The organism is Brenneria sp. L4-2C (genome assembly GCF_040240335.1).
Lineage (GTDB): Bacteria > Pseudomonadota > Gammaproteobacteria > Enterobacterales > Enterobacteriaceae > Brenneria.
Genome location: NZ_JBEIAC010000008.1, coordinates 47,773 through 74,163 on the forward strand (window position 1 = coordinate 47,773; position 26,391 = coordinate 74,163).

24 protein-coding genes are annotated in these 26,391 nt (G+C 54.5%); 9 read left to right on the plus strand and 15 right to left on the minus strand.

The window, feature by feature from the left end; genetic code table 11:
- Nucleotides 1–66: 66 nt before the first annotated feature.
- The 10 genes from murG to mraZ are packed head-to-tail and all read right to left on the minus strand — an operon-like array spanning nt 67 to nt 11,064.
- Nucleotides 67–1,131: an undecaprenyldiphospho-muramoylpentapeptide beta-N-acetylglucosaminyltransferase gene (gene murG, locus ABRZ26_RS13295; RefSeq protein ID WP_319604617.1), complete on the minus strand. Its 1,065-nt coding sequence runs from the start codon at nt 1,129–1,131 to the stop codon at nt 67–69.
- Nucleotides 1,128–2,330: a cell division protein FtsW gene (gene ftsW / locus ABRZ26_RS13300; protein ID WP_319604618.1), complete on the minus strand. Its 1,203-nt coding sequence runs from the start codon at nt 2,328–2,330 to the stop codon at nt 1,128–1,130. Before ftsW ends, murG begins: the two co-directional genes overlap by 4 nt.
- Nucleotides 2,330–3,646 carry a UDP-N-acetylmuramoyl-L-alanine--D-glutamate ligase gene (murD, locus tag ABRZ26_RS13305; RefSeq protein WP_319604619.1) on the minus strand — a complete coding sequence of 439 codons (1,317 nt, stop codon included), beginning with the start codon at nt 3,644–3,646 and terminating at the stop codon, nt 2,330–2,332. The genes ftsW and murD overlap by 1 nt, the downstream gene beginning before the upstream one ends.
- Nucleotides 3,647–3,649: 3 nt before the next feature.
- Nucleotides 3,650–4,732 carry a phospho-N-acetylmuramoyl-pentapeptide-transferase gene (gene mraY, locus ABRZ26_RS13310; protein ID WP_319604620.1) on the minus strand — a complete coding sequence of 361 codons (1,083 nt, stop codon included), beginning with the start codon at nt 4,730–4,732 and terminating at the stop codon, nt 3,650–3,652.
- A complete protein-coding gene (gene murF / locus ABRZ26_RS13315) occupies nt 4,726–6,087 on the minus strand; it encodes a UDP-N-acetylmuramoyl-tripeptide--D-alanyl-D-alanine ligase (protein ID WP_319604621.1) in 1,362 nt (453 codons plus the stop codon). The genes mraY and murF overlap by 7 nt, the downstream gene beginning before the upstream one ends.
- Entirely contained in the window at nt 6,084–7,571 is a 1,488-nt protein-coding gene (murE, locus tag ABRZ26_RS13320) for a UDP-N-acetylmuramoyl-L-alanyl-D-glutamate--2,6-diaminopimelate ligase (protein WP_319604622.1), read from the minus strand. Before murE ends, murF begins: the two co-directional genes overlap by 4 nt.
- A complete protein-coding gene (ftsI, locus tag ABRZ26_RS13325; RefSeq protein ID WP_319604623.1) occupies nt 7,558–9,321 on the minus strand; it encodes a peptidoglycan DD-transpeptidase PBP3 in 1,764 nt (587 codons plus the stop codon). Before ftsI ends, murE begins: the two co-directional genes overlap by 14 nt.
- Nucleotides 9,322–9,344: 23 nt before the next feature.
- Complete coding sequence (gene ftsL, locus ABRZ26_RS13330) at nt 9,345–9,665, minus strand: cell division protein FtsL (RefSeq protein ID WP_319604624.1); 321 nt, start codon at nt 9,663–9,665, stop codon at nt 9,345–9,347.
- Nucleotides 9,662–10,603, minus strand: coding sequence for a 16S rRNA (cytosine(1402)-N(4))-methyltransferase RsmH (gene rsmH / locus ABRZ26_RS13335; RefSeq protein ID WP_319604625.1), 942 nt, complete (start codon nt 10,601–10,603; stop codon nt 9,662–9,664). Before rsmH ends, ftsL begins: the two co-directional genes overlap by 4 nt.
- A gap of 2 nt (nt 10,604–10,605) precedes the next feature.
- Nucleotides 10,606–11,064, minus strand: coding sequence for a division/cell wall cluster transcriptional repressor MraZ (mraZ, locus tag ABRZ26_RS13340; protein WP_319604626.1), 459 nt, complete (start codon nt 11,062–11,064; stop codon nt 10,606–10,608).
- 896 nt (nt 11,065–11,960) lie between these two features.
- Between mraZ and ABRZ26_RS13345 the strand changes: the two genes are divergently transcribed.
- Nucleotides 11,961–12,434, plus strand: a complete 474-nt coding sequence (locus tag ABRZ26_RS13345) for an L-alanine exporter AlaE (RefSeq protein ID WP_319604627.1) — start codon at nt 11,961–11,963, stop codon at nt 12,432–12,434.
- 41 nt (nt 12,435–12,475) lie between these two features.
- Here ABRZ26_RS13345 and def read toward each other — a convergent pair whose 3' ends face one another.
- The 5 genes from def to ilvI all read right to left on the minus strand — a co-directional run bounded on the left by def (nt 12,476) and on the right by ilvI (nt 17,771).
- A complete protein-coding gene (gene def, locus ABRZ26_RS13350) occupies nt 12,476–12,997 on the minus strand; it encodes a peptide deformylase (protein ID WP_319604628.1) in 522 nt (173 codons plus the stop codon).
- Nucleotides 12,998–13,011: 14 nt separating this feature from the next.
- On the minus strand, nt 13,012–14,235 hold the full coding sequence (locus tag ABRZ26_RS13355) for a DUF2075 domain-containing protein (protein WP_319604629.1): 1,224 nt from the start codon (nt 14,233–14,235) through the stop codon (nt 13,012–13,014).
- Between the two features lie 86 nt (nt 14,236–14,321).
- Nucleotides 14,322–15,326, minus strand: coding sequence for a catabolite repressor/activator (gene cra / locus ABRZ26_RS13360; RefSeq protein ID WP_319604630.1), 1,005 nt, complete (start codon nt 15,324–15,326; stop codon nt 14,322–14,324).
- Between the two features lie 232 nt (nt 15,327–15,558).
- On the minus strand, nt 15,559–16,050 hold the full coding sequence (gene ilvN / locus ABRZ26_RS13365; RefSeq protein WP_319604631.1) for an acetolactate synthase small subunit: 492 nt from the start codon (nt 16,048–16,050) through the stop codon (nt 15,559–15,561).
- A gap of 2 nt (nt 16,051–16,052) precedes the next feature.
- Complete coding sequence (gene ilvI / locus ABRZ26_RS13370) at nt 16,053–17,771, minus strand: acetolactate synthase 3 large subunit (RefSeq protein ID WP_319604632.1); 1,719 nt, start codon at nt 17,769–17,771, stop codon at nt 16,053–16,055.
- Between the two features lie 497 nt (nt 17,772–18,268).
- Between ilvI and leuA the strand changes: the two genes are divergently transcribed.
- The 8 genes from leuA (at nt 18,269) to ABRZ26_RS13410 (ending at nt 26,390) form a co-directional block, all read left to right on the plus strand.
- The gene (gene leuA, locus ABRZ26_RS13375) at nt 18,269–19,849 is read left to right on the plus strand and encodes a 2-isopropylmalate synthase (RefSeq protein ID WP_319604633.1); all 1,581 of its coding nucleotides are present in this window, start codon (nt 18,269–18,271) and stop codon (nt 19,847–19,849) included.
- Nucleotides 19,849–20,940 carry a 3-isopropylmalate dehydrogenase gene (gene leuB / locus ABRZ26_RS13380; RefSeq protein WP_319604634.1) on the plus strand — a complete coding sequence of 364 codons (1,092 nt, stop codon included), beginning with the start codon at nt 19,849–19,851 and terminating at the stop codon, nt 20,938–20,940. Before leuA ends, leuB begins: the two co-directional genes overlap by 1 nt.
- Nucleotides 20,941–20,942: 2 nt before the next feature.
- Nucleotides 20,943–22,343, plus strand: coding sequence for a 3-isopropylmalate dehydratase large subunit (leuC, locus tag ABRZ26_RS13385; RefSeq protein ID WP_319604635.1), 1,401 nt, complete (start codon nt 20,943–20,945; stop codon nt 22,341–22,343).
- A gap of 13 nt (nt 22,344–22,356) precedes the next feature.
- Nucleotides 22,357–22,959, plus strand: a complete 603-nt coding sequence (gene leuD, locus ABRZ26_RS13390) for a 3-isopropylmalate dehydratase small subunit (RefSeq protein WP_319604636.1) — start codon at nt 22,357–22,359, stop codon at nt 22,957–22,959.
- Between the two features lie 485 nt (nt 22,960–23,444).
- Nucleotides 23,445–24,404: a sugar-binding transcriptional regulator gene (locus ABRZ26_RS13395; RefSeq protein ID WP_319604637.1), complete on the plus strand. Its 960-nt coding sequence runs from the start codon at nt 23,445–23,447 to the stop codon at nt 24,402–24,404.
- Between the two features lie 181 nt (nt 24,405–24,585).
- Nucleotides 24,586–25,011, plus strand: coding sequence for a PTS sugar transporter subunit IIA (locus ABRZ26_RS13400; protein WP_319604638.1), 426 nt, complete (start codon nt 24,586–24,588; stop codon nt 25,009–25,011).
- A complete protein-coding gene (locus ABRZ26_RS13405) occupies nt 25,008–25,499 on the plus strand; it encodes a PTS sugar transporter subunit IIB (RefSeq protein WP_319604639.1) in 492 nt (163 codons plus the stop codon). The genes ABRZ26_RS13400 and ABRZ26_RS13405 overlap by 4 nt, the downstream gene beginning before the upstream one ends.
- Nucleotides 25,500–25,595: 96 nt before the next feature.
- Complete coding sequence (locus ABRZ26_RS13410) at nt 25,596–26,390, plus strand: PTS mannose/fructose/sorbose transporter subunit IIC (protein ID WP_319604640.1); 795 nt, start codon at nt 25,596–25,598, stop codon at nt 26,388–26,390.
- Nucleotide 26,391: the final 1 nt, after the last annotated feature.

Here is a 26,391-nt window from a genome sequence, read left to right on the forward strand (position 1 = left end):
CCCGGCGGCTGTCCCGCCGGCGATACTAAATTAATGATCCGACCATGAACCGCATCGGTCGTTTAGCTAGCGCGCAGCGGCGCTCACTTCCGCCGCCACGCGCTCTGTCGCATCGGGAATGGCCACCGTTCGAGCCTTTTGCGCCATCGACAGCAGCGTGGCGCGATCCCAGCCCGCCAGCGTTTCACTCACGGACGTCACGTTAAACTGCGGTTGTTCGATAATCTTCGCCGCACCCGCTTTCTCCAGCGGCCGGGCGTTCCAATACTGCTGCCGATCCTTATGCAGGAAAGGGACAAACAGCGCCGGCAGCCCGGCGGCGGCAATTTCACTGACCGTCAGGGCGCCGGAACGGCACACCACCACGTCAGCCCAGGCATACGCCTCCGACATGTCATCAATAAACTCGTCGATGCGATGCTGAGTCCGCCCCGCCTGCTGGTAAGCTTGCTTAACATCCGCCAGGGCGCCTTTACCGACCTGATGCCAAATCGTAATACTGTCGCCTAACTTCGCGGCGACGCCCGGCAGCGTCTGGTTCAGGACTCTTGCCCCCTGACTGCCGCCGATCACCAGAACGCGAATCGGCCCGCTGCGTCCAGCCAGACGAATCTCCGGCGTCGGCAGAGCCAGCACATCCGTTCTTACCGGGTTACCGACCACATCCGCCTTCGGAAACGCGCCGGGAAAAGCCTGCAACACTTTTTTGGCGATATGCGACAACCAACGGTTGGTCAGCCCGGCAATGCCGTTTTGTTCATGCAGCACCACGGGAATGCCGCACAGCCAGGCGGCCAAACCGCCGGGGCCGGAAACGTAACCGCCCATCCCCAGCACCACATCCGGCTGATAACGACGCATAATCGCCCGCGCCTGACGAACCGCGCGGAAAATACGCAGGGGCGCGCTGAGCTGGGCTTTCAGCCCTTTTCCCCGCAGCCCGGAAATACGGATGAAATCGATCTCGATCCCATGCCGCGGCACTAAATCCGCTTCCATGCGATCGGCGGTGCCTAACCACCTCACCTGCCAGCCTTGAGCCATCAAATGATGCGCGACGGCAAGACCGGGGAAAACATGTCCTCCCGTTCCGCCCGCCATCACCATCAAACGCTTTCCTTCGCCACTCATCTGGCACTCCTCGTAAACGCCTGCGCTTTTGTCAGGCGCGTTTCAAAATCAATGCGTAACAACAAAACGATGGCCGTCGACATAATGAGCAAACTTGAACCGCCGTAACTGATCAACGGCAGCGTCAGTCCTTTGGTGGGCAGCATTCCCGCCGCCGCCCCGACGTTGACCAACGTCTGAAAACTAAACCAGATGCCGATAGAGCATGCCAGAAACCCCGAAAAGCGCTGATTAATCTCCAGCGCCCGCCGCCCGATAGACATCGCACGAAAAGCGACGAAGAATATCATTAACAGCGCTAAAACCACACCGATATAGCCGAGCTCTTCGCCTAAAATGGAGAAAATAAAGTCGGTGTGCGCTTCCGGCAGATATTCCAGCTTCTGCACCGAATTTCCCAGTCCTTGTCCCCACAGTTCGCCCCGACCGAACGCCATCAGAGATTGGGTCAACTGATAGCCGCTACCGAACGGGTCTTCCCACGGATTCCAGAAGGAAGTCACACGCCGCATACGGTAGGGTTCGGCGATAATCAGCAGGCAAACGGCGAAAATACCGCAGCCGATAATCGCCAGAAACTGCCAGAGCTTCGCCCCCGCTAAAAACAGCATCGCCAGCGTAGTGATAAACAGCACGACCACCGTTCCCAGGTCCGGCTGAGCCAGCAGCAACACGGCCAACACCACCATCACGCCCATCGGCTTACAAAAGCCCCAGAAATTGTTACGCACTTCTTCTACTTTGCGCACCATATAGCTGGAGAGATAACAAAACAGCGCCAGCTTGGATAACTCGGCAGGCTGAATACGCAGCGGCCCCAGGGAAATCCAGCGTGACGCCCCGTTGACCGAACTGCCGACCACCAGCACGACCAGCAGCATCACCATCGCCAACAGCAGCAGCACCGGGCTGTAACGCTGCCAAATTTCCATAGGAATGCGCAGCGTCACCAGCGCCAGCGCAAAAGCCAGCCCCAGATACAACGCATCCCGTTTGGCAAACAGAAAAGGATCGTCCGCCAAACGCTGCCCGATCGGCATTGAGGCCGATGTCACCATCACAAAACCAATCACAGCCAGCCCGAACGTCAACCACACCAGCGTACGGTCATACAGCACAAGGCTCAGCGAATCGCTTTCCCGCGACCCCATCACCCAATTTCTTAGAGGTTCGATCAATGCCAGTCCCGGGAACCGCATTAGCCCAACTCCTCAGCCAGGCGGGCGAATTCATCGCCGCGCTGTTCAAAACTGCGGAACTGATCGAGGCTGGCGCACGCCGGCGACAGCAACACCATATCGCCCGGCGCCACGCGCCCGGCTATCAGCCGCATCGCTTGTTCCATGGTCTCTGTTTGCTCTGCGATTTCAGGCCGCAACGCCGCCAACTGCCGGCCATCGCGGCCGAAGCAGTAGAGCCGGATGTCGTCGCCCTGGAAATAACGCAGCAAAGGAGAAAAATCGGCGGATTTGCCGTCTCCCCCCAATAATAAGTGTAAGGTACCCTCGACCTTCAGGCCGTTTAACGCCGCTTCGGTACTGCCGACGTTGGTGGCTTTGGAGTCGTTGATCCAACGCACGCCGTTGCGCTCCCAAACCAGTTGGAATCGGTGGCTCAGCCCGGTAAAAGCGGTCAGCGCGGTTAACGCGGATGAACGCGGAATACCGACGGCATCAGCCAATGCCAGCGCGGCCAGCGCATTGGTATAGTTATGCCGTCCTACCAGTTTGATTTCCCGGGTGTTCAGCACCCGCTCCCCCTTAATCCGCAGCCAGGTTTCTCCCTGCTGGCGGTTCAGGTGATAATCGCCGACGTCGACGCCGAAACTGACACAGCGTTCATCCGCGCCGCGAATGGGCATCGTCAGCGCATCATCCGCGTTAACAACGCACACTTTGGCGTTTTCATAAATACGCAACTTCGCGGCGCGATACTGCTGCAAGCCGAACGGGTAACGGTTGGTATGGTCTTCGGTCACATTCAGTATGGTCGCCGCCGCGGCATGTAAACTGCTGGTGGTCTCCAGTTGGAAGCTCGACAACTCCAGCACATAAAGCTGATATTCATGCTGAAGCAATTGCAGCGCCGGCAGGCCGATATTCCCCCCCACGCCCACCTGCCAACCGGCGGCGCGCGCCATATCGCCGACCAGCGTCGTGACCGTGCTTTTACCGTTCGACCCCGTAATCGCCACGATAGGCGCCTGAGCCTCACGGCAAAACAGCTCGATGTCGCCGACGATCTCAATTCCCGCGTCTGCGGCATCGCACAGTATGGGCGTGGACAAGGCGATGCCCGGACTCGCCACAATCAAATCGGCGTCCATCAGCCAGGTTTCATTGAGATCGCCGAGATGACGCTCGACATTTTCCGGTAACTTATCCAATCCGGGAGGACTGACGCGGGTATCCACCACGCGCGGCACCACGCCACGCGCGAGAAAGAAATCAACGCAGGAGAGACCGGTTAGCCCCAACCCGATGATGACGACTTTTTTACCCTGATAGTCCACCATATTTTACCGTACCTTCAGCGTTGCCAGGCCAATCAGCACCAGCATCAGCGAAATAATCCAGAAACGTACGATCACGCGCGGTTCCGGCCACCCTTTAAGTTCATAATGATGATGAATCGGCGCCATGCGGAAAATACGCTGACCACGTAACTTAAAAGACCCTACCTGCAAGATGACCGACAGCGTTTCCACCACGAATACGCCGCCCATAATCACCAGCAAAAACTCCTGACGCAGCAGCACCGCGATGGTGCCCAGCGCGCCGCCCAACGCCAGCGAACCCACATCCCCCATGAAAACCTGGGCGGGATAGGTGTTAAACCACAAGAAGCCGAGTCCCGCCCCGACAATCGCCGTACAGACCACCACCAGTTCGCTGGCATGCCGGATATAAGGAATATGCAGATAACCGGCAAAGTTCATGTTCCCCGTCGCCCAGGCGACCAGCGCAAATCCCGCGGCGACGAAGACCGTCGGCATGATCGCCAGGCCGTCCAGACCATCAGTCAGGTTCACCGCATTACTGGTCCCGACAATCACAAAGTAGGCCAGTACGATATAAAGCAGTCCCAACTGCGGCATGACGTCCTTAAAGAACGGCACCACCAGTTGCGTCGCCGGCGTATCCTTGCCGATCGAATACATGACGAACGCCACCACCAGCGCAATCAGCGACTGCCAGAAATACTTCCAGCGCGCAATCAGTCCCTTGGTGTCTTTGCGCACCACTTTGCGGTAATCGTCAACAAAGCCGACGAAGCCGTAACCCAGCAGGACAACCAGCACGCACCAGACATACGGATTAGCGAGATTCACCCACATCAGCACCGAGATGGAGATGGAGGCCAGAATCATCACGCCGCCCATCGTCGGCGTTCCCCGCTTGCTGAAATGCGACTCCGGTCCGTCATTACGCACTACCTGCCCAATCTGCAACCGTTGCAGCCAGGCGATCAAACGCGGTCCCATCCATAAAGAAATGATCAATGCAGTCAGCAGGCTGACGATGGCGCGAAACGTCAAATAGGAAAAGACGTTGAAGCCGGAATAAAACTTGACCAAATGCTCGGCCAGCCAAACTAACATGTTGCATTCTCCTGTAATGCGCGTACTACCTGCTCCATCGCAGCGCTACGTGAACCTTTAACCAATATGCTTATTATTTTGTGTTCAGACACCAACTCGCCAAGTCGTGAAACCAGTGCGGCTTTATTCTGAAAATGTTCGCCCTTGCCGCTGGCATGGCCGATTAATTCGCTTAACGTCCCCACGCTTAATACCTTGTCGATACCGGCCGCGCGCGCGGCCTCGCCCACCTGACGATGACACTCCGCCGCCTGCTCGCCCAATTCGCCCATATCGCCGACCACCATCACGCGGTAGCCCGGCATTTCGGCAAGAACCTGCGCCGCCGCCGTCATTGAGCCGACATTGGCGTTGTAGCTGTCATCCAGCAGCAATTTTCCTTCCGCCAGCACGATCGGGAACAGTCGTCCCGGCACCGCCTTGATTTGCGCCAAACCGGTTTTGACCGCCGCCAATGTCGCGCCGACGGACATGGCCAGCGCCGTCGCCGCCAGCGCATTCGCCACGTTATGCCGCCCCGGCAAAGGCAGCATCGCCTCAATCTGCCCGAACGGCGTATGCAGATTGAACGCCGTCCCCTGGGCAAGCACCCGGACGTCGCTGGCAAAGAAATCGAAATTGCTGGCTGCCTGCGCGGCAAAACGCCAGAGCGTTTTGTGGTTCAGGATTGTCTGCCAGTGCGGGAAATCGTTGCTGTCCGCATTGATAATCGCCACGCCGTCGGCGGGCAGACCGGCGAAGATTTCCCCTTTCGCCTGCGCCACGCCGGCCAGAGAACCGAAGCCTTCCAAATGCGCGGCGGCAAGATTGTTGACCAACGCGCTTTCGGGACGCACCAGATCGGTGGTGTAAGCAATCTCGCCGATATGGTTGGCGCCTAATTCAATGACCGCGAACTGATGTTCCGGCGTCAGACGCAATAGCGTCAACGGCACGCCGATATCATTGTTAAAGTTGCCGGCGGTATACAGCACATTGCCGCACTGGCGCAGAATGGCGGCGGTCATTTCCTTGACCGAAGTCTTACCGGAAGACCCGGTTAACGCCACTACGCGCGCGCCTGACTGCTCTCTTACCCAGCCGGCCAGTTTGCCCAACGCCAGGCGGGTATCTTTCACCAGCAACTGCGGCGCATTAACAGGTAAGCGCTTACTGACCAACAGAGCCGCGGCGCCGCTTTGACAGGCCGCGTCGGCATAATCATGCGCATCAAATTTCTCGCCTTTTAACGCGACGAACAAACACCCTGCTTTCAGCTTACGCGTGTCGGTTGAAACCTCATCGATCTCGACGTTCTCGCCAATCAATTCGGCGCTCACCACGGAGGCTATCTGCTGTAAGGAAACGCGAATCATGCGATCACCCCCAGCAAGCGGGCGACGGTAATCCGATCCGAATAATCCAGACGCTGATTGCCTATCAATTGATAATCCTCATGGCCTTTACCGGCTACCAACACCACATCCTGTTCTTTTGCCTGCATGACCGCGCGGGTCACGGCTTCAGCCCGACCATGAATCACCTGGACACGCCCGGCATCCAGCAAGCCCGATAAGATATCGTCGATAATGGCGGCGGGCGCTTCGCTACGCGGGTTATCGTCGGTCACCACGACACGATCGGCCAGTTGCTCCGCTATTCCCGCCATAAGTGGGCGCTTACCTTTATCGCGATCGCCGCCGCAACCGAAGACGCACCACAGTTGGCCTTTGCAATGCAGCCGCGCGGCCGCCAGCGCTTTTTCCAGCGCGTCCGGGGTATGGGCATAATCCACCAACACCATAGGGCGGCCTTCGGCGTGAAACGCCTCCATCCTGCCGCACACGGGTTGCAGATGCGATCCGGCCGCAATCAACTGGCTGAGGGGATAACCCAGCGAAAGCAGCGTCGCCAGCGCCAGCAACAGATTGCTGACGTTAAATTCGCCGATCAGATGGCTTTCAATCTCGCCATGCCCCCAACTGGAGTCAAAACGAATAATGGTGCCGTTGTCGTGATAATCGACGCCGGTGGTTTTCAGCCAGCGCCCACGACAGCCGGGAATCAGATTGTTTTCCATGGTAACGGCGACGGCATCCGGCAGTTTATCCAGCCAGCGACGACCAACGTCGTCATCCGCATTGATAATCATCTGCCCTACCCGATGCTCGGCAAACAGGGACCATTTAGCGGCTTCGTAATGTTCCATATCGCCATGATAATCCAGATGATCCCGACTCAGATTGGTGAACGCCGCGGCGGCAAACGGCAGCGCCGCCACACGGCCTTGCGCCAGACCATGAGAAGAAACCTCCATGGCGGCGAACGTTGCGCCCTGATCGACCAGTTGCCTCAATACATGTTGCACATCGACTGCCGAACCCGTGGTGTTTTCCGCCGGCGTGATGCGTCCCAGCAGGCCGTTGCCGACCGTACCCATGACGGCGCTGGTTTCTCCCAACGCCTGGCTCCACTGCGCCAGCAACTGCGTCGTGGTGGTCTTTCCATTGGTGCCGGTCACGCCGATCAACTGTAATTTTTCTGCCGGCTGTTGATAGAAGCGTCCCGCCAGTGCGGAAAGGCGATGGTTCAGATTGCTAAGGTAAACCACCGGTACGCCATGCATTTCACGCACCGTACCATCGGAAGCTTCGTCCTCGGCTTCAGCAATAATCGCAGCCACGCCTTGTGCAATCGCCTGCGGGATATAGCGCCGCCCATCCGTTTGGTGGCCGACGACAGCGACAAACAGATCCCCGGCAGCCGCATTGCGGCTGTCTAGTATCATTTCCCGCAGCGCACACGCCGGAGCACCCTGCACCCACGGCGCTAATAACTCGCGCAAATTACGATCTGCCACCTGACCCCTCTTCTCGATTAATCACAAAATCATTTTTGTCACCCGTGGGCAAGGCATCAGGCTCTACGTTCATCGTACGCAGAACGCCCCCCATGATGGCGCCAAAGATCGGCGCGGAAACCGCACCGCCGTAATACTTACCGGCCTGGGGATCGTTGATAACCACGACCAACGCAAACCGGGGGTTGCTGGCGGGCGCGACGCCCGCCGTATAGGCAATGTATTTATTGATGTACTTGCCATCCGGCCCGACCTTTTTCGCCGTCCCGGTTTTAATGGCAATCCGATAACCTTTAATCGCCGCTTTGGTGCCGCCGCCGCCCGGCAGGGCGACGCTTTCCATCATATGCACCACGGTACGCACCAACGCTTCGGGAAACACGCGTTCACCCGCAACCGGCGGATCGACTTTGGTAATCGATAACGGGCGGTAAACCCCGAAGCTGCCGATGGTGGCGTAGACTCGCGCTAATTGTAACGGCGTTACCATTAGCCCGTAGCCGAAAGAGAAGGTGGCCCTCTCTATGTCAGACCACCGTTGTTTTTGCGGGTATAAGCCACTGCTTTCTCCGACCAACCCCAAATTGGTCGCTTTTCCCAACCCCATGCGCGAGTATGTTTCGACTAGCGCGGAGGAAGGCATCGCTAACGCCAGCTTGGAAACACCGACGTTACTCGACTTCTGGAGGATCCCGGTAAGGGTCAATTCATTGTAACGGGCCACGTCTTTGATTTCGTGACCGTTAACGTAATACGGCTGGGTGTTGAGCACGCTGTTTTCTTTTATCACCCCGCGTTGCAACGCGGTCATTACCACCATCGGCTTCACGGTGGAGCCCGGTTCAAAAATATCGGTAATGGCGCGGTTGCGCATAATGTCTTTAGGCGTACCGGACAGATTATTGGGGTTATAGGACGGACTGTTCGCCATCGCCAGCACTTCCCCGGTATTCACATCAACCAATACCGCCGTGCCGGACTCCGCCTTGTTAAAGGCCACGGCGTTGTTCAGCTCACGATAGACCAGCGCCTGTAAACGCTCGTCAATGCTCAACGCCAGATTATGCGCGGCCTGACTGTCAACGGAAGAAATGTCTTCAATCACCCGGCCGAACCGATCTTTACGCACGGTGCGTTCGCCCGGTTGTCCGGTCAGCCAGCGATCGAAGCTTTTTTCGACCCCTTCAATGCCCTGGCCGTCGATATTGGTAAAACCAATCAAATGAGAAGTGACCTGACCCGAAGGATAATAACGGCGCGACTCCTGGCGTAAGTTAATGCCGGGCAGCTTCAGTTTATGAATATATTCGCCGATTGCCGGATTCACCTGGCGCGCCAGGTAGACGAAGCGTCCTTTGGGATTGGCGTTAATCTTCGCGGTCATTTGATCCAGCGGAATCTCAAGCGCATCGGAAAGCGCCTTCCAGCGCGTATCCTGCGTGATGCCGCCATGGTCATTCAGATCTTTCGGATCGGCCCAGACCGCGTTTACCGGCACGCTGACCGCCAGGGGGCGCCCGGCGCGATCGCTGATCATGCCGCGAGCCGTCGGTATTTCCTGTACGCGCAGGGAGCGCATGTCCCCTTCGCGCACCAGTTTATCGGGGTTGATCACCTGGAGATAAGCGGCACGAACCATCAGTCCAACCATCGCCAACAGAATACAGCCGCAAAGCAACGCAAAACGCCAGCTAACAAAGCTGGCCTGGTCTTCCTGGCGTTTCAATCTTCCTGTACGAGCTGCTTTCATGCTTAATTGGATGCCTGTTTAGTTCATTGCTTAACCACAATATTTTCCTGTGACGGATCGACATGTCCCATTTTCAGTTTTTCCGTCGCGATCCGCTCAACGCGGCTATGATCCCCTAAGGAGTTCTCTTCCAGAATCAAGTTACGCCATTCAATATCCAGTGCATCGCGCTCCAACAACAGATGTTCGCGCTCCGAGGTCAACAAACGCGTTTTATGCGCCGTCGTGACGACGAACACCGCGGAAACCAGCACGGCAATCATCAACAACGTCGGGATCTTGGCATTACGCAGCAGATCCTCGCCGATAACGCCGACCAGTCCATGACGCTCATGCCCTATCATGCCGGCAGCCTCTCGGCAAACCTCAGAACCGAACTGCGAGCCCGCGGGTTTTCAGCCACTTCTTCAGCGGAAGGCTTCATTTTCCCCACCGACTTCAACGTTTGTCCGCCCTGACTGCGAAGTTGCGCTTCCGTCAACGGCATACCCGCCGGCACCTGGGGACCGCGGCTCTGATGACGAATGAAGCGCTTCACAATTCTGTCTTCAAGCGAGTGGAAGCTGATAACCGACAGGCGGCCATGCGGAGCCAATACGCTCAACGCGCCGTTCAACGCCTGTTCAATCTCTTCCAGTTCGCTGTTGATATAAATCCGGATAGCCTGAAAACTGCGCGTCGCCGGATGTTTATGCTTCTCGCGAATCGGACTGGCGGCCGCTATCAGTTCGGCCAGCTCTTTGGTTCGCGTCATCGGTTCGGTGCGGTTACGTTCGACAATGGCGCGGGCGATCCGCTTCGCAAAACGTTCTTCGCCGAAGGTTTTTAATACCCAGACGATGTCATCCGCTTCCGCTTTCATCAGCCATTCCGCCGCCGAAACGCCGCGCGTGGGATCCATGCGCATATCCAGCGGACCGTCGCGCATAAATGAAAAACCGCGTTCGGGATCGTCAAGCTGAGGCGATGACACGCCCAGATCCAGCAACACGCCGTCAATACGACCGGTAAGATCGCGCTCCGCCATATAGTCTGCCAGCGCTGAAAACGGGCCATGAATAATAGAAAAGCGGGGATCGTCTATCGTCTTGGCGACCTCAATGGCCTGAGGATCGCGATCGATTGCCAGTAAACGTCCTTCTGGTCCCAGTTGGGAAAGAATAAGACGAGAGTGGCCGCCACGGCCAAAAGTACCGTCTACATAGATTCCGTTACCGCGAATGTTCAAACCGTTAACGGCTTCATCCAATAGCACGGTTGTGTGTTTATAATTTTCCGGCATGACTATAGTGATAAGTCCTGCAATCGCTCAGACAGCGCTTCCTGAGTCGACTGTTCTGCGTCGATATCATCCTTGACCTGTTGATACCAGGTCTGTTCATCCCACAGCTCAAACTTGTTGAACTGCCCGACCAGCATCACTTCTTTTGTAAGACCTGCGTGTTGCCGCAACGTACTGGCGATTAATAAACGTCCCGCATTATCCATCTGACATTCGCTGGCATGCCCCAATAACAAACGCTGAACACGACGTTCGGCGGGGATCATGCTCGACAGACGAGAAAGTTTCTGTTCAATAATTTCCCACTCAGGCAAGGGATAAAGCAGCAGACATGGCTGGTGAAGATCAATGGTGCAGACCATTTGACCTTGCGATTCCTCGTTCAGCGTATCCCGATAACGGGTGGGTACGGCAAGCCGCCCCTTGCTGTCGAGATTAACCAGCGTAGCCCCACGAAACATACCTGAGTTACCCCTTCATAACCTTTTTCGCCACTTTATCCCACAAATTCCCACATTGGAGAGTGTACGGAGGGTATGAAAACCTTGTCAAGCCAGAGCGGGCGTGCTTTGGAATTATTTCTGCATGAATTTGAGCCGACATGAGGGTAAAAAAAATAAGGATGGATAATTAATAAAGATTAACGTCATGAAAATTTAAGAAAAATTCACCCAAAAATAACTTTGTATAAAGATATGGCAATAAATTCGCAGCAAGAGATTATTTTTACTGTCACAGACTGATACCAAATATAAATATTTCCAGAATAGTCTGAATGCGTCTCAGACCTGAGCAGACAAGGCTTGCGCGCTTTGAAGCCATTATACTGCCATCGGTGAGATTTGCTCAACGTCACATTTTTGACATCCTCACTTATTGTTTCTTTATTAATCATCAAATCGACATTAATTTACATTTCCTTCCCCGCCGACTTCACGACCAGAGGAAATAAAAACACTGTTTATATAAACAGAGTAATGACCCGCTTTAATAACCTTTGCTGTCGTGGTTAAAGACGAACAGAACTATTTCCATCATTAATTATCAACCTCCGCCTTATTCCCTTTTTATTAATGTCACTATCGCCGTGAACCCTTCTGGGGTAAAAATCACAACCTATTGTTTAAAAAGATTTTTCACATCCTTCGCACCATAAACTCGCGATTCCATGAATTGGCAGAAATAAAGTAGCGATAAAACTGACCAAGCGGTCAAAAATAAATATTTTAAGCTACTTATTAAGCAACAATGCAGTGATGTACACTAGCAAAAAATTTAAAAGCAAAACAAAAGACCAACACAGATGCTTTACTCTGATTTTTGTTCTATCCGCCACCTTAAACTGGAGTTAGCTGGTATGTTCTCCCCGACATCGCGATTACGGAATGCCACCGCAGATACCTTTGCGTTAGTCATTTACTGCTTCATCACCGGCATGGTGATTGAGATTGGGCTGTCCGGCATGAGCTTTGAACAGTCGTTTTCTTCTCGTCTGCTGTCCATTCCGGTCAATATCGTGGTCGCCTGGCCCTACGGCATTTACCGCGACCAGGTGCTTGGCATCGCCAGACGTCATCTATCGGAACATTTCCTGATGCGCAACCTTGCCGACCTATTCGCGTATGTCAGCTTTCAGTCTCCGGTTTATCTCGCGATTCTCTGGGCTATCGGGGCGGATGAATCACAGATACTGACCGCCGTTGCCAGCAATGCGGTCATCTCCATGGCGATGGGGGTCGTGTACGGATACTTTCTGGAATACTGCCGTCGGTTATTCAGGGTGGCCGTTCCTCTTCAATTTCACGACACCAACCGGCGGCAACCGAACTAACGTCCTGCGCTCAGCCGAATAATCGCGCGCAGGCCGGGATCTTACTGGCGGGAAGCCGTCTTACGGCGCAGCTTGGCAAGCTGTACCTTGAGGCGGCTGCGCTTCAGGTCGGAAAGGTTGTCGAGCAACGAGACGCCGTCCAGATGATCGATCTCGTGTTGCAGACACACGGCAAATTCCCCTCCAGCATCTATTTCCTGGGTTTTGCCGTCCAAATCGAGGAATGTCACCTTCACCCGCTTTGAGCGTTCCGCCGGCATAGGATGTTCCGGAATGGAAGAACACAGCTCCAGATGTGCCGTCTTTTCTTCCGAGTATTCGGTTATCTGCGGATTGATCAACGTCAGACGCTGACGTTTGCCCTGCTCATCCGCCATATCGATCACGACAATACGTAGTGGAATACCAAGTTGAATGGCGGCAAGCCCCGAATCCTTCATCTCGTCAATAACGGCAAACATCTGCTCGACCACCGCTTTCACATGATCATCAATGGTATCAACAGGACGGGAAACCTGTTGCATCCGCGGATCGTCGATCCATAGCACTTCTGTTGCTGTCATCGTTATCTCCGTTTTCATCTCTCGTTCTGTAGCGACATGAGTACCGTACGCAGTTTTTCATCATGCGCGTACAGGTAAAGCCCATGGATGGCGCGGGTCATCAGCACATTAATGGCATTAAGCATGATGCGCTCTTTCACCGCCTCGCTGTTATCAATCCGCGCCTTGCCCTGAAAAGCCGCGCTGTCTTCGTATCTGGCGGGATCGAGCACAATCTCTTTTCTCTGCGCATCCCAGGCCACCGAAGGGCCAAGGATCAAACCGACGTAGTTCAGATCGAATCCCTGCACGGTATAGACCGATCCCACTTCATCAATGGTGTCTTCGCGCTCTGCCCACGGCAATCGCTCGCTGGGTTTTGAGCGATCCCAACGCAGGCGGAACCGCCCTTCCGCAATAAAATAATCCTGTCCGTCCAGCCGATAAGGATAATCGTAAGTGGACAACATTCTCGACAGCCCGCTGGCGGCATTTTTTTCTTTTACCGCGTCATACATCGCCTGCGCATCGTCGAATATTCGGATTTCGAAATCGCTTTTCCCTCCGGCTACGGCGGAAGACGGCAAAGGCTGTAGTTTGCGCTGGCAGAAAGCGCGGATCCAGCGCTGAACCGCCGCATCAGCCCGCATTCTGAACTGGTGTTGCAGCACATAAACGTCATGCGGCCACTGGTTCATCATGCGCGACAACTGGCTCTCGCTCCACAGGCTCTTGAATTTCAGCACCTGACGCTCATCAAAAACCAGGACGACGATCCGCGCCAGGCGAATAATCTCATCCAGATGATTATCGTAGAAAAAGTGGTTATAGCTGTCGCGTCGGGTCAGCAGCAGATGGGCTTCATCAACCAGAACGATATCCGCGATTGCTCCGCGTTTGTCCATACGATTAATGAAGGTAGTGGGACGTTCATAATCCTTTTTGCGCAAGCTCGGTTGGTTATCCGTCGCATTTTTATAGGCTTTCAGCATCTCGGGATGGTTTACCAGCAGATAGTTTTCACTGCCGTAAAGCGGATGCCGTGGCTGAAGGCGGGCATGGGTTTGTATATCGCGAAAAATGGCGTTCAATAAAACGCTTTTGCCGGTTCCTGCTTCGCCGTGAATCACAAAGAACGCATGCCGATCGTGCCGATGCGTGTTCAGGAAGTCCTCAATGTTGCGTTTCAATGCGTTCTGTTCGCCCGAAAGGGCTTTTTCCGGCGAGAGCTTGAAGCTGGCCTGATTAATGTCTGACATAGTGACTAACTAATTGATGAATGATGCGTCCGTTGCAAGCAGGCGCCATATTTTCCGATAAGTCATATGGCGCAATAAAAGCGGAATTAACGTCGGCTGAGCGATCCCCGACGATAAAGGTTACGGCGGATGCGGTTAAGGCCCGGTTTCGGCCTTTTCGGCTCATCCAGACTGGCCAGCACCAGTTCCAACACCCGCTCAGCCACTTCACGATGACGCTGGGCCACCGACAAGACCGGACATTCCAGAAAATCCAACAGCTCATTATCGCCAAAAGTGGCAATCGCCAGATTGTTCGGCAAACGCCCGCTCATTTTCAGCGTCACGTCCATCACGCCTTGTAAAAGCGGAAAAGCGGTGGTGAATAACGCCTTCGGCATCGGATGATCTTTCAGATACTCGGCGAATACCGTTGCCGCCTCCACGCGTTCGTAACTATTGGCGTACAGGTAATTCACTTCGCGAGGATCGCCGGCCCAGGCCTGACGGAACCCCTGTTCGCGCAGGAAACTCACGGAAAGCTCAGGTAACGCCCCCAGATAAAGCACCGAATCCGCCGGAATTTTTCTCAGTTCCTGCGCCAGCATTTCGGCATCCTCCAGATCGGCGCCCACCACGCTGGTAAAATGTTCGCGATCCAATGCCCTGTCCAGCGCGATAATCGGCAGACTGTCATTGGCCCAACGCTGATAGAACGGGTGCTCCGGCGGTAACGCCGTCGACACGATGATGGCATCGACCTGGCGTTGCAGCAGATGTTCGATACAACGCATTTCGTTATCCGGCCGATCTTCAGAGCAGGCAATCAACAACTGATATCCGCGTTGTCGCGCCTGGCGCTCAAGATAGTTGGCAATACGCGTATAGCTGGTATTTTCCAAATCGGGAATCACCAGACCGATAGAACGCGTGCGCCCGGCACGCAATCCGGCGGCGACGGCATTAGGATGATAATTATGCTCTCTGACCACGGCCATGACTTTTTCAACGGTCTTATCACTGACGCGATACTGTTTTGCTTTACCGTTGATCACATAACTGGCGGTCGTGCGTGAAACACCCGCAAGACGCGCGATTTCATCCAGTTTCACGGAAACCCCTTAGTAAGCCGGATAAATAAATAGAGCGATGACCATAAGCTCCTCATGGATATGGCGTAGATCTAACCGCAGACGCTACTGAACAGCAACCGCTTTTATCATATACCTGCATATTTCAGATTGCCGCCGATCCGTACGTTAAAATCAGCAGACAGGGAAGACGCGGAATACGGTAGTCGGCAGGCCCGACGCCATGGTCGAGCCTGGTCAGCGAAAATCGGCCTTAGCGCATGATTTTATCGCCGCGGGAGACGCCGACGATCCCGGAACGCGCGACTTCCACAATATCCGCCGCTTCACGCACCGCATTCAGAAATGCATCCAGCTTATCGCTGGTTCCCGCCAACTGTACGGTGTAAAGCGAGGTGGTGACATCGACAATCTGCCCGCGAAAGATCTCGGCGCAACGTTTGACCTCTTCACGGCCGTAACCTGTCGCCTGCAATTTCACCAGCATGATTTCACGTTCGACGTGAGAGCCTTGTCCCAGTTCGCTGACGCGTAATACATCCACCAGCTTATGCAGCTGTTTTTCTATCTGCTCCAGCGCTTTTTCGTCGCCGACCGTTTGAATGGTCATGCGCGACAGCGTTGGATCGTCAGTGGGCGCGACCGTTAAACTTTCGATGTTGTAGCCGCGCTGAGAGAACAGGCCGACGACACGCGACAATGCGCCTGATTCATTTTCCAGTAATACCGATAAAATCCGACGCATGATCAGGTCCTCTCCGTTTTGCTTAGCCACATTTCGTCCATCCCGCCGCCGCGGATCTGCATGGGGTAGACATGCTCGCTGCTGTCGACGTTGACATCCACAAACACCAGACGATTTTTCTGCGCCAGCGCCTGCGCCAGCTTCTCTTCCAGCTCGTCAGGCGTATTGATGGAAATACCGATATGGCCATAGGCTTCCGCCAGCTTGACGAAATCCGGCAGGGATTCCATATAGGAGTTGGAATGGCGGCCGGAATAAATCATGTCCTGCCACTGCTTCACCATACCGAGGAAGCGGTTGTTAAGGTTAACAACCACGATCGGCAGGTTATATTGCAGCGCGGTGGAAAGCTCCTGGATATTCATCTGGATGCTGCCATCGCCGGTGACGCAGATAACCGTCTCTTCCGGTAACGCCAGCTTGATGCCCAATGCGGCGGGCAGACCGAATCCCATGGTGCCCAGACCGCCGGAGTTAACCCAACGGCGCGGCAGATCGAATTGATAATAGAGCGCGGCAAACATCTGATGCTGACCCACATCCGAGGCCACATAAGCCTCGCCCTTCGTCAGCCGGTACAGGGTTTCAATCACGGCCTGAGGTTTTATGCTATCGCCATCCTGGTTATATGCCAGGCAATGCCGCGACCGCCATTGCTCGATATTCAGCCACCAGTCGCGCAACGCATCGAACTGCTGCTGAGCGCCGTCCTGCGCCAGCAACTCCAGCATCAACGTCAGTACCTGCTTGGCATCGCCGACGATCGGCACATCCGCCGAAACCGTTTTCGAGATCGACGCCGGATCGATATCGATATGCAACACCGTCGCCTCAGGACAATATTTCGCCAGATTATTGGTGGTGCGATCGTCAAAACGGACTCCGACGGCGAAAATCACGTCGGCATGATGCATGGCCATATTGGCTTCATAAGTACCGTGCATGCCGAGCATGCCCAGACTTTGACGATGCGTGCCGGGGAAACCGCCCAGTCCCATCAATGACGTGGTCACCGGCAGATTGAGTTGCTCCGCCAGCGCCAGCAGTTCCTGATGGCAATCGGCGCTAATCACCCCGCCGCCGCTGTAGATAACGGGTTTCTCCGCCGCCAGCAACGTTTGCAGCGCGCGGCGGATCTGGCCTTTATGTCCCTGAACCGTCGGATTGTACGAACGCATGCTGACATGGTCGGGATACATATAAGGCAGCTTATTGGCCGGACTCATCACGTCTTTCGGCAAATCCACCACCACCGGACCGGGACGGCCGCTGGATGCCAGATAAAAGGCTTTTTTCAGTATGGTTGGCACATCTTCCGCCTGCTTGACCAGGAAACTGTGTTTCACGATGGGACGGGAAATGCCCACCATGTCGCACTCCTGAAACGCGTCATAGCCAATCAGGGATGACGCCACCTGACCGGAAAGCACCACCATGGGAATCGAATCCATATAAGCGGTGGCGATGCCGGTAATGGCGTTAGTCGCGCCGGGACCGGAGGTCACCAACACCACGCCGACGTCGCCGGTGGCGCGCGCATAGCCATCGGCCATATGCACCGCGCCCTGTTCGTGACGAACCAAAATATGTTCAATGCCGCCAACCGTATGCAAGGCGTCATAAATATCCAGCACGGCACCGCCGGGGTAGCCGAACACATGTTTTACGCCCTGATCGATTAACGATCGGACCACCATCTCGGCGCCTGACAACATCTCCATGGGTTTGCCTCTTTTGTTCAGAAAGCGGTTACGCTTCTCTCTATCTTTTATATAGACGGGGTAAATCCCGATGTTCGCTCTGTTTTGATTTCGTTATTTTATTCAAAAGCGCATTTAATATATACACAATAGATTAGGGAAAAGCCGTACATAATTTTGGCAGCAGTCTACCGTTATCCGCCAAAACCGCAATGTTATTCGGCGGCGCAAACAAAGCCGCCGGGCGATGATTCGGCCGTAGCCAAACAAATCAAATATTGACATAACCCTGCAAATCAAGTACCAATATGGGCAGCGAATCAATTTCATATGACGAGATATCATGTTCAATTTCTCTTTCCTACTAGGCCTACTACTAAACGCATCTACGTTGCGCGGTATGCTGGTGGGCAGGATTCAGAACTGATTTCGCACCTTCCAATAAAAAAACCCGCGCCGATGCGCGGGTTTTTTTTTAACTCGCCGGGCGCCAGTAAATACGATAAGGAATCAAGCCGATGAGCCAACAAGTTATTATTTTCGATACCACATTACGTGACGGTGAACAGGCGTTGCAGGCCAGTCTGAGCGTTAAGGAGAAACTCCAGATTGCACAGGCGCTGGAAAGAATGGGCGTCGACGTAATGGAAGTCGGCTTTCCGGTGTCCTCTCCCGGCGATTTCGAATCGGTACAGACCATTGCCCGCCATATCAAAAACAGCCGGGTTTGCGGCCTCACTCGCTGCGTTGAAAAAGATATCGACGTCGCCGCCGAGGCGCTGCGCGTGGCCGACGCCTTCCGCATCCACACCTTCATCGCCACCTCGCCGATGCATATCGCCACCAAGCTGCGCAGTACGCTGGACGACGTTATCGAGCGCGCGATTTATATGATCAAACGCGCGCGCAACTACACCGACGATGTGGAATTCTCCTGTGAAGACGCCGGGCGCACGCCAATCGCCGATCTGTGTCGCGTGGTGGAGGCCGCCATCGATGCCGGCGCCCGCACCATCAACATCCCGGACACCGTCGGTTATACCCTGCCCCACGAATTCAGCAATATCATCTCTTCTCTGTATCAACGCGTACCCAATATCGATAAAGCCATTATCTCCGTTCACACCCATGACGATCTCGGTCTGGCGGTGGGCAACGCCATGGCGGCGGTCAACGCCGGCGCGCGTCAGGTGGAAGGCACGCTGAACGGTATCGGCGAACGCGCCGGCAACTGCGCGCTGGAAGAAGTGATCATGGCGATCAAAACCCGTCATGACATTCTGAATCTGCAAACCAATATCAATCATCAGGAAATCTACCGTACCAGTCAGTTGATCAGCCAGATTTGCAACATGCCGATCCCGGCCAACAAGGCCATCGTCGGTTCCAACGCTTTCGCCCACTCCTCCGGCATTCATCAGGACGGCGTGCTGAAAAACCGCGAAAACTACGAAATCATGACGCCGGAATCCATCGGCCTGAAAGAAGTCCAGTTGAACCTGACTTCCCGTTCCGGTCGTGCGGCGGTGAAACACCGTATGGAAGAGATGGGTTATAAAGACAGCGATTATAATCTGGATAATCTGTACGCCGAATTCCTGAAACTGGCCGACAAAAAAGGTCAGGTTTTCGATTACGATCTGGAAGCGCTGGCCTTTATCAATAACAAGCAAGAGGACGCGGAATTTTATCGTCTGGACTATTTCAGCGTACAATCGGGTTCCAGCGTGATGGCGACCGCCTCGGTCAAACTGGTCTGCGGCGAGGAAACCCAGTCAGAAGCCGCGACCGGCAATGGTCCGGTTGACGCCGTTTATCAGGCTATTAACCGCATTACCGGCTATCAGATTTCACTGGTCAAATATCAACTGACCGCCAAAGGACACGGCAGAGATGCATTGGGTCAGGTGGATATCGTGGCGGATTATCAGGGTCGTCGTTTCCACGGCGTCGGCCTGGCGACGGATATCGTCGAATCCTCCGCTCAGGCGATGGTGAACGTTCTGAACAATATCAAACGCGCTCAGCAGGTAGAAAAAGAAATTCAGCGTCTGCAACAGCACAATAGCAAACAACAAAATAGTCAGGAAACAGTGTGATGACAAAGAGTTACCATATCGCCGTCTTACCCGGAGACGGTATTGGCCCGGAAGTAATGGCGCAGGCCCACAAAGTGTTGGAAGCGGTACGTCAACGCTTCGACATGCGGATCACCACCAGCGAATACGACGTGGGCGGCATTGCCATCGATCGTCAGGGGATGCCGTTGCCGCCGGCGACGGTTGCCGGTTGCGAGCAGGCCGATGCGATTCTGTTCGGCTCAGTGGGCGGCCCGAAATGGGTGAACCTGCCGCCGGACGCACAGCCGGAACGCGGCGCATTGCTGCCGTTACGCAAACATTTCCGCTTATTCAGTAACCTGCGCCCCGCGCGTCTGTATCAAGGGCTGGAGGCATTCTGTCCGCTGCGCGGCGACATCGCCGCCAAAGGCTTTGATATTCTGTGCGTGCGCGAACTGACCGGCGGCATCTACTTTGGTCAACCGAAGGGACGCGAAGGCAGCGGTCAGTACGAACGCGCATTCGATACCGAGGTTTATCACCGTTTTGAGATCGAGCGTATTGCGCACATCGCCTTCGAGTCCGCCCGTAAACGTCGCGGCATCGTCACCTCGATCGATAAAGCCAACGTGCTGCAAAGCTCTATCCTGTGGCGTGAAATCGTCAGCGAAATCGCCAAAAGCTATCCTGACGTGCAGCTCTCGCATATGTATATCGACAACGCCACCATGCAGCTGATTAAAGATCCGTCCCAGTTTGACGTGGTGCTGTGTTCCAACCTGTTTGGCGATATTCTGTCCGACGAATGCGCGATGATCACCGGTTCGATGGGCATGCTGCCGTCCGCCAGCCTGAACGAGCAGGGCTTCGGCTTGTACGAACCGGCAGGCGGTTCCGCGCCGGATATCGCCGGCAAAAACATCGCCAATCCGATTGCGCAGATTTTATCCCTGGCGCTGCTGTTGCGTTACAGCCTGGACGCGGATGACGCCGCCACAGCGGTTGAAAAAGCGGTGAACCTGGCATTGTCCGAAGGCTATCGCACTTCGGATCTGGCCAGCGACGGCAACGCGGTGGGTACGGATGAAATGGGCGATATCATTGCCCGGTTTGTTGCGCAAGGGGCCTGATCATGAGTAAGACGTTATATCAAAAATTGTTCGATGCGCATGTCGTCTACGAGGCGCCGAATGAAACGCCCCTGCTGTATATTGACCGCCATCTGGTACACGAAGTGACCTCGCCGCAGGCCTTCGACGGTCTGCGCGCCAAAGGACGCAAACTTCGTCAGCCGGGTAAAACCTTCGCCACCATGGACCATAACGTCTCCACCCAGACGAAAGATATCAACGCCTGTGGCGATATGGCGCGTATTCAGATGCAGGAACTGATTAAAAACTGCGCTGAGTTCGGCGTACAGCTGTATGACCTGAATCACCCGTATCAGGGCATCGTGCATGTTATCGGCCCGGAACAGGGTATGACGCTGCCGGGCATGACCATCGTCTGCGGCGACTCCCATACCGCCACGCACGGCGCGTTCGGTTCGCTGGCGTTTGGCATCGGCACGTCGGAAGTCGAGCATGTAATGGCAACGCAAACCCTGAAACAAGGGCGCGCGAAAACCATGAAAATCGAAGTGACCGGTAATGCCGCGCCCGGCATCACCGCCAAAGATATCGTGCTGGCGATTATCGGTAAAACCGGCAGCGCGGGCGGTACCGGACACGTCGTGGAATTTTGCGGCGACGCCATCCGGTCGCTGAGCATGGAAGGCCGCATGACGCTGTGCAACATGGCGATCGAAATGGGCGCCAAAGCCGGTTTGGTGGCGCCGGATGAAACCACGTTCGCCTATCTGAAAGGCCGCCAGTTCGCGCCTAAAGGCGCAGACTGGGATGCCGCCGTCGCTTACTGGAGCACGCTGAAATCCGATGACGACGCCAGCTTCGACACTGTCGTCACGCTGAACGCGGCCGATATCGCGCCGCAGGTCACCTGGGGTACCAACCCCGGTCAGGTGATTGCCGTCAATCAGACCATTCCCGCGCCGGAATCCTTCAGCGATCCGGTGGAACGGGCTTCAGCGGCCAAAGCGCTGGCGTATATGGATTTGCAACCCGGCATCAAACTGACCGAGGTGGCGATCGATAAAGTCTTCATCGGCTCCTGTACCAACTCGCGTATCGAAGACTTGCGCGCGGCGGCGGAAGTCGCCAAAGGCCGCAAGGTCGCCAAAGGCGTGCAGGCTATCGTGGTACCCGGCTCCGGCCCGGTGAAGACCATGGCGGAACTGGAAGGGCTGGATAAAGTGTTTATCGAAGCCGGCTTTGAATGGCGCCTGCCCGGTTGCTCCATGTGTCTGGCTATGAATAACGACCGCCTGAACCCCGGCGAGCGCTGCGCCTCCACCAGCAACCGTAACTTCGAAGGCCGTCAGGGCCGCGCCGGCCGCACGCATCTGGTCAGCCCGGCGATGGCCGCCGCGGCTGCCGTTACCGGCCGTTTTGCCGATATCCGCGAGTTGAATTAAGAGAGAAACCGACATGGCTAAATTTACCCAACATACAGGTCTGGTGGTTCCTCTGGACGCCGCTAACGTTGATACCGACGCGATCATTCCCAAGCAGTTTCTGCAAAAGGTGACGCGTACCGGTTTCGGCCAGCACCTGTTCAACGACTGGCGTTTTCTGGACGAGTCCGGCCAGCAGCCCAACCCTGATTTTGTGCTGAACAAACCGCGCTATAAAGGCGCCAGCATTCTGCTGGCGCGGGAAAACTTCGGCTGTGGTTCTTCACGCGAACACGCCCCCTGGGCGCTGACCGATTACGGTTTTCAGGTGGTGATTGCGCCGAGCTTTGCCGATATCTTTTACGGCAACGCGCTCAACAACCAGCTGCTGCCGGTCCGATTGAGCGAAGCGGACGTCGATACGTTGTTCAAGCTGGTCGACGGCGAAGAAGGCATCACCTTCACCGTCGATCTGGAAAAGCAGACCGTATTGGCCGGCGGCAAAAGCTATCCGTTTGAAATCGACAGCTTCCGCCGTCACTGCATGCTCAACGGTCTGGACAACATCGGCCTGACATTGCAGCACGAGGCGGCAATCGCCGATTACGAAAAGAATCAGCCCTCTTTCCTGCATTGATGACTACCGGAAATACCGGACTCGGTATTTCCCACATCACGTAAACGCAGCGCTTCCCCGAGGAAGCGCTGCGTTTTTTTGCCTTTATCTGGCGATTAAGATCGGAAATAACGCCATCCTGGCAGATCGATCGTCAAATGCGGTAATCAATATATTTCGACTGCCTCTACCGCCTTTCCTTAATTTGCACAAATGTGCAAAATTTTATTTTTACGAAAATAAAAATGTGACGAGCTACCGATTTCCGCTCACTCGTGCAAAATAAACCGCGCGCCACAAACGTAAGCTATATCAATTAAATAGCCAATAATGCACAACTGTGCGTTATTTAATGCTTTGTAAATAAAATTTATTGGTAAATAAAACCAGAAAAAACAAATTTATCGCCAGTCGACATTTTGACAGGCTGATATGAACATGATTATATCAAATCAGAAATAGCCGATTAACGCCTGCACAAATGTGCAAATATACTGGGGTGGCCAATGGAGAACAATGACGACCTGCGTTTGCTGATCAAAATTGCACAAATGTATTATGAGCAGGATTTGACCCAGTCGCAGATCGCGAAATCGCTCGGCATTTATCGCACCACCATCAGCCGGATGCTGAAAAAGATCCGTCAGCAAGGCATTGTTACTATCGCCATCAATTACCAGTTCAATGAAACGCTGCTGTTGGAACAACGGTTAAAACAGCGATTTGGACTAAAAGAAGCCATTGTATCCCCGGTGGATGCCGGGCAGTCGATGCAGGAACAACTCAATAGCATGGGGTTACTGTGCGCCAATTTTCTCAATGGCATTATTGAAGATCGTGATGTGATCGGCTTCTCATGGGGCAGCGCGCTGGCAGCGGTCGTAGACCAGATGGCCGACGGCTGCGGCAAAAAAACCGTCACCTGCGTGCCGATGGTCGGCGGCCCATCCGGCAAGTTGGAAAGCCGCTACCACGTCAATACCATCGTTTACAGCGCGGCAAGCAAGATGCGGGCAGAATCAAAGCTGATTGATTTTCCAGCTATTCTTGAGCAGAAACTGATTCGCGACGGCATCATGGAATCACAGCATTATCGCGCTATTTCCGAATATTGGGACAAACTGGATATTGCCGTTTTCGGCATTGGCTCGCCCAATATTACTGGACATTCTATCTGGCGCGCTTTTTATGGCAGCGATGTTATTGAACACGTTAATACAGCACTGGTTGCCGGAGACATATGCTCCCGTTTTTACGACTCGGACGGAAAAGGCATCACGACTTATCTTTCCGAGAAAACCATCAATATTACGCTGGATAAAATTAAACGCGCCAATTACGCCATAGGCGTAGCGCATTCCTATGAAAAGTTGTCCGGCATTATCGGCGCCATTAACGGCGGCTATATTAATTGTCTGGTTACAACCAAGGAGACGGCGGAAAAACTGCTAACTATTACGCCATAACAGAACCAAAGAAAAATAACGATTTTAAACGGCGACTCGTCGTTTACGGCCTCCCCTTGCCGAAAAACAACCAACCAATAATGAGGAGCAAGAATATGCAGGACTGTTCAAATAATGATTATCGTCACGGATGCATGCGACTGCCTCGCCGGCGGCAAAATCCGCGGTTAGGAGGCTGAAGATGACCACTCCCGTGATCTTATGCGCCCATGGCAAGCTGGCCCCTGCGCTACTTGATTCGGTCAATATGGTGTACGGCGCAACCGGGCCGATCCACCCGCTGATCTTCAGTAAAGGGCAAAATGCCGATGACATCATGCGCAACATGCAGCAAATCATGGCGCAGTTGCCGCCGCAGCCGTGGCTGATTGCCGTCGATCTATTTGGCGGCAGCCCATACAACGCCGCCGCGATGCTGGCGCTGAAAAATCCGCAGTTGGAAGTGATTACCGGCATCTCTCTGCCGCTGTGCCTGGAGATAGCCGACAACCAGCAGGAAATGAGCGCCAGACAGTTGGCCGTACATCTAACGGAGATCGGCAAGGCGTGCGTCTGCTCTTTGCGCGATCTGCACACCTGTGAAGAAGAAGAGGCGGATTTCCAATGATCATTAAATTAGCCAGAATCGACGATCGCCTAATCCACGGTCAGGTCACCACCGTTTGGGCCAAAGAGGCGAAGGCGGAACGCATCATGATCTGCAACGACGATGTTTATCACGATGAGCTACGCAAAACGTTATTAAAACAAGCGGCTCCTCCGGGGATCAAAGTTAACGTGGTGAATATTGAAAAAGCCGTGGCCGTTTATCACAACGAAAAATATGCCAACGATACGGTATTTTATTTATTTACCAATCCGAACGACGTACTGCGCATGGTTAATGCCGGCGTAAAAATTAAAAAAATAAATATCGGCGGTATGGCTTATCGTATCGGCAAAACACAGTTAACCAAAGCCGTCTCGCTGGATAAACAGGATGTTGATGCTTTTCAGCAATTGGCATCCGCCGGGGTTGAATTGGATTTACGCGTCGTCATTTCCGACCCGCCGATAGATTTTATTAATAAGATTAACGCCGTTGAATTCAGTTAACGCTTAACCAAACGCTTTATTTCATCACCGACAGCGTTTCATGTCCTCGCATGAAACATGGGGTTGTTTTACACAAAATAAGTAAGGCGCACCATCATGGAAATAAGCATCGTACAAATTATCCTGATATTTATTTTTGCCTGTATTGCCGGAATGGGCAGCGTATTGGATGAATTCCAGACGCACCGCCCGTTGATCGCCTGCACCGTCACCGGATTAATTCTGGGCGACATGACGTCCGGCGTGATCCTCGGCGGCACGCTGGAACTGATTGCGCTGGGCTGGATGAACATCGGCGCGGCGCAATCACCGGATTCCGCGCTCGCCAGTATCATTTCCACCATTCTGGTCGTCGTCGGCCACCAAAGCATCCCCACCGGTATCGCCATTGCGCTGCCGGTAGCGGCGGCCGGACAGGTGCTGACGGTGTTCGCCCGGACTATTACCGTCATTTTCCAGCATGCCGCCGACAAAGCGGCGGAAAAAGCCAACTTCGCCATGGTCGATCTGCTGCACGTCTCCGCGCTGGGCGTACAAGCGCTACGGGTCGCCATTCCGGTGCTGTTTGTCTCGATATTCGTCAGCGCCGATATGGTCAGCCAGATGCTGAGCGCCATCCCGGAAGTCGTGACGCGCGGTCTGCAAATTGCCGGCGGGTTCATCGTGGTGGTGGGTTACGCCATGGTATTGAACATGATGGGCGTCAAATACCTGATGCCGTTTTTCTTCCTCGGGTTCCTGGCCGGCGGCTACCTCAATTTCAGCCTGCTGGCCTTCGGCGGCGTCGGCCTGATTATCGCGCTGATTTACATCCAACTGAATCCGAACTACCAGCCAGCACGCCGCGCCCCGCAGGAACACAACCAGCGCTTAGACGAACTGGAAGATTAGG

Bases quoted from the DNA above. Each gene is read 5' to 3' on its own strand.
- murD (WP_319604619.1), bottom strand. From the start codon at position 3,646: ATGGTGGACTATCAGGGTAAAAAAGTCGTCATCATCGGGTTGGGGCTA.
- ABRZ26_RS13345 (WP_319604627.1), top strand. From the start codon at position 11,961: ATGTTCTCCCCGACATCGCGATTACGGAATGCCACCGCAGATACCTTT.
- leuB (WP_319604634.1), top strand. From the start codon at position 19,849: ATGACAAAGAGTTACCATATCGCCGTCTTACCCGGAGACGGTATTGGC.
- ilvN (WP_319604631.1), bottom strand. From the start codon at position 16,050: ATGCGTCGGATTTTATCGGTATTACTGGAAAATGAATCAGGCGCATTG.
- ABRZ26_RS13400 (WP_319604638.1), top strand. From the start codon at position 24,586: ATGACCACTCCCGTGATCTTATGCGCCCATGGCAAGCTGGCCCCTGCG.
- ftsW (WP_319604618.1), bottom strand. From the start codon at position 2,330: ATGCGGTTCCCGGGACTGGCATTGATCGAACCTCTAAGAAATTGGGTG.
- mraY (WP_319604620.1), bottom strand. From the start codon at position 4,732: ATGTTAGTTTGGCTGGCCGAGCATTTGGTCAAGTTTTATTCCGGCTTC.
- murG (WP_319604617.1), bottom strand. From the start codon at position 1,131: ATGAGTGGCGAAGGAAAGCGTTTGATGGTGATGGCGGGCGGAACGGGA.
- ABRZ26_RS13355 (WP_319604629.1), bottom strand. From the start codon at position 14,235: ATGTCAGACATTAATCAGGCCAGCTTCAAGCTCTCGCCGGAAAAAGCC.
- ftsI (WP_319604623.1), bottom strand. From the start codon at position 9,321: ATGAAAGCAGCTCGTACAGGAAGATTGAAACGCCAGGAAGACCAGGCC.
- rsmH (WP_319604625.1), bottom strand. From the start codon at position 10,603: ATGCCGGAAAATTATAAACACACAACCGTGCTATTGGATGAAGCCGTT.
- leuC (WP_319604635.1), top strand. From the start codon at position 20,943: ATGAGTAAGACGTTATATCAAAAATTGTTCGATGCGCATGTCGTCTAC.
- murF (WP_319604621.1), bottom strand. From the start codon at position 6,087: ATGATTCGCGTTTCCTTACAGCAGATAGCCTCCGTGGTGAGCGCCGAA.
- mraZ (WP_319604626.1), bottom strand. From the start codon at position 11,064: ATGTTTCGTGGGGCTACGCTGGTTAATCTCGACAGCAAGGGGCGGCTT.
- ftsL (WP_319604624.1), bottom strand. From the start codon at position 9,665: ATGATAGGGCATGAGCGTCATGGACTGGTCGGCGTTATCGGCGAGGAT.
- ABRZ26_RS13410 (WP_319604640.1), top strand. From the start codon at position 25,596: ATGGAAATAAGCATCGTACAAATTATCCTGATATTTATTTTTGCCTGT.
- leuA (WP_319604633.1), top strand. From the start codon at position 18,269: ATGAGCCAACAAGTTATTATTTTCGATACCACATTACGTGACGGTGAA.
- leuD (WP_319604636.1), top strand. From the start codon at position 22,357: ATGGCTAAATTTACCCAACATACAGGTCTGGTGGTTCCTCTGGACGCC.
- ABRZ26_RS13405 (WP_319604639.1), top strand. From the start codon at position 25,008: ATGATCATTAAATTAGCCAGAATCGACGATCGCCTAATCCACGGTCAG.
- def (WP_319604628.1), bottom strand. From the start codon at position 12,997: ATGACAGCAACAGAAGTGCTATGGATCGACGATCCGCGGATGCAACAG.
- ABRZ26_RS13395 (WP_319604637.1), top strand. From the start codon at position 23,445: ATGGAGAACAATGACGACCTGCGTTTGCTGATCAAAATTGCACAAATG.
- ilvI (WP_319604632.1), bottom strand. From the start codon at position 17,771: ATGGAGATGTTGTCAGGCGCCGAGATGGTGGTCCGATCGTTAATCGAT.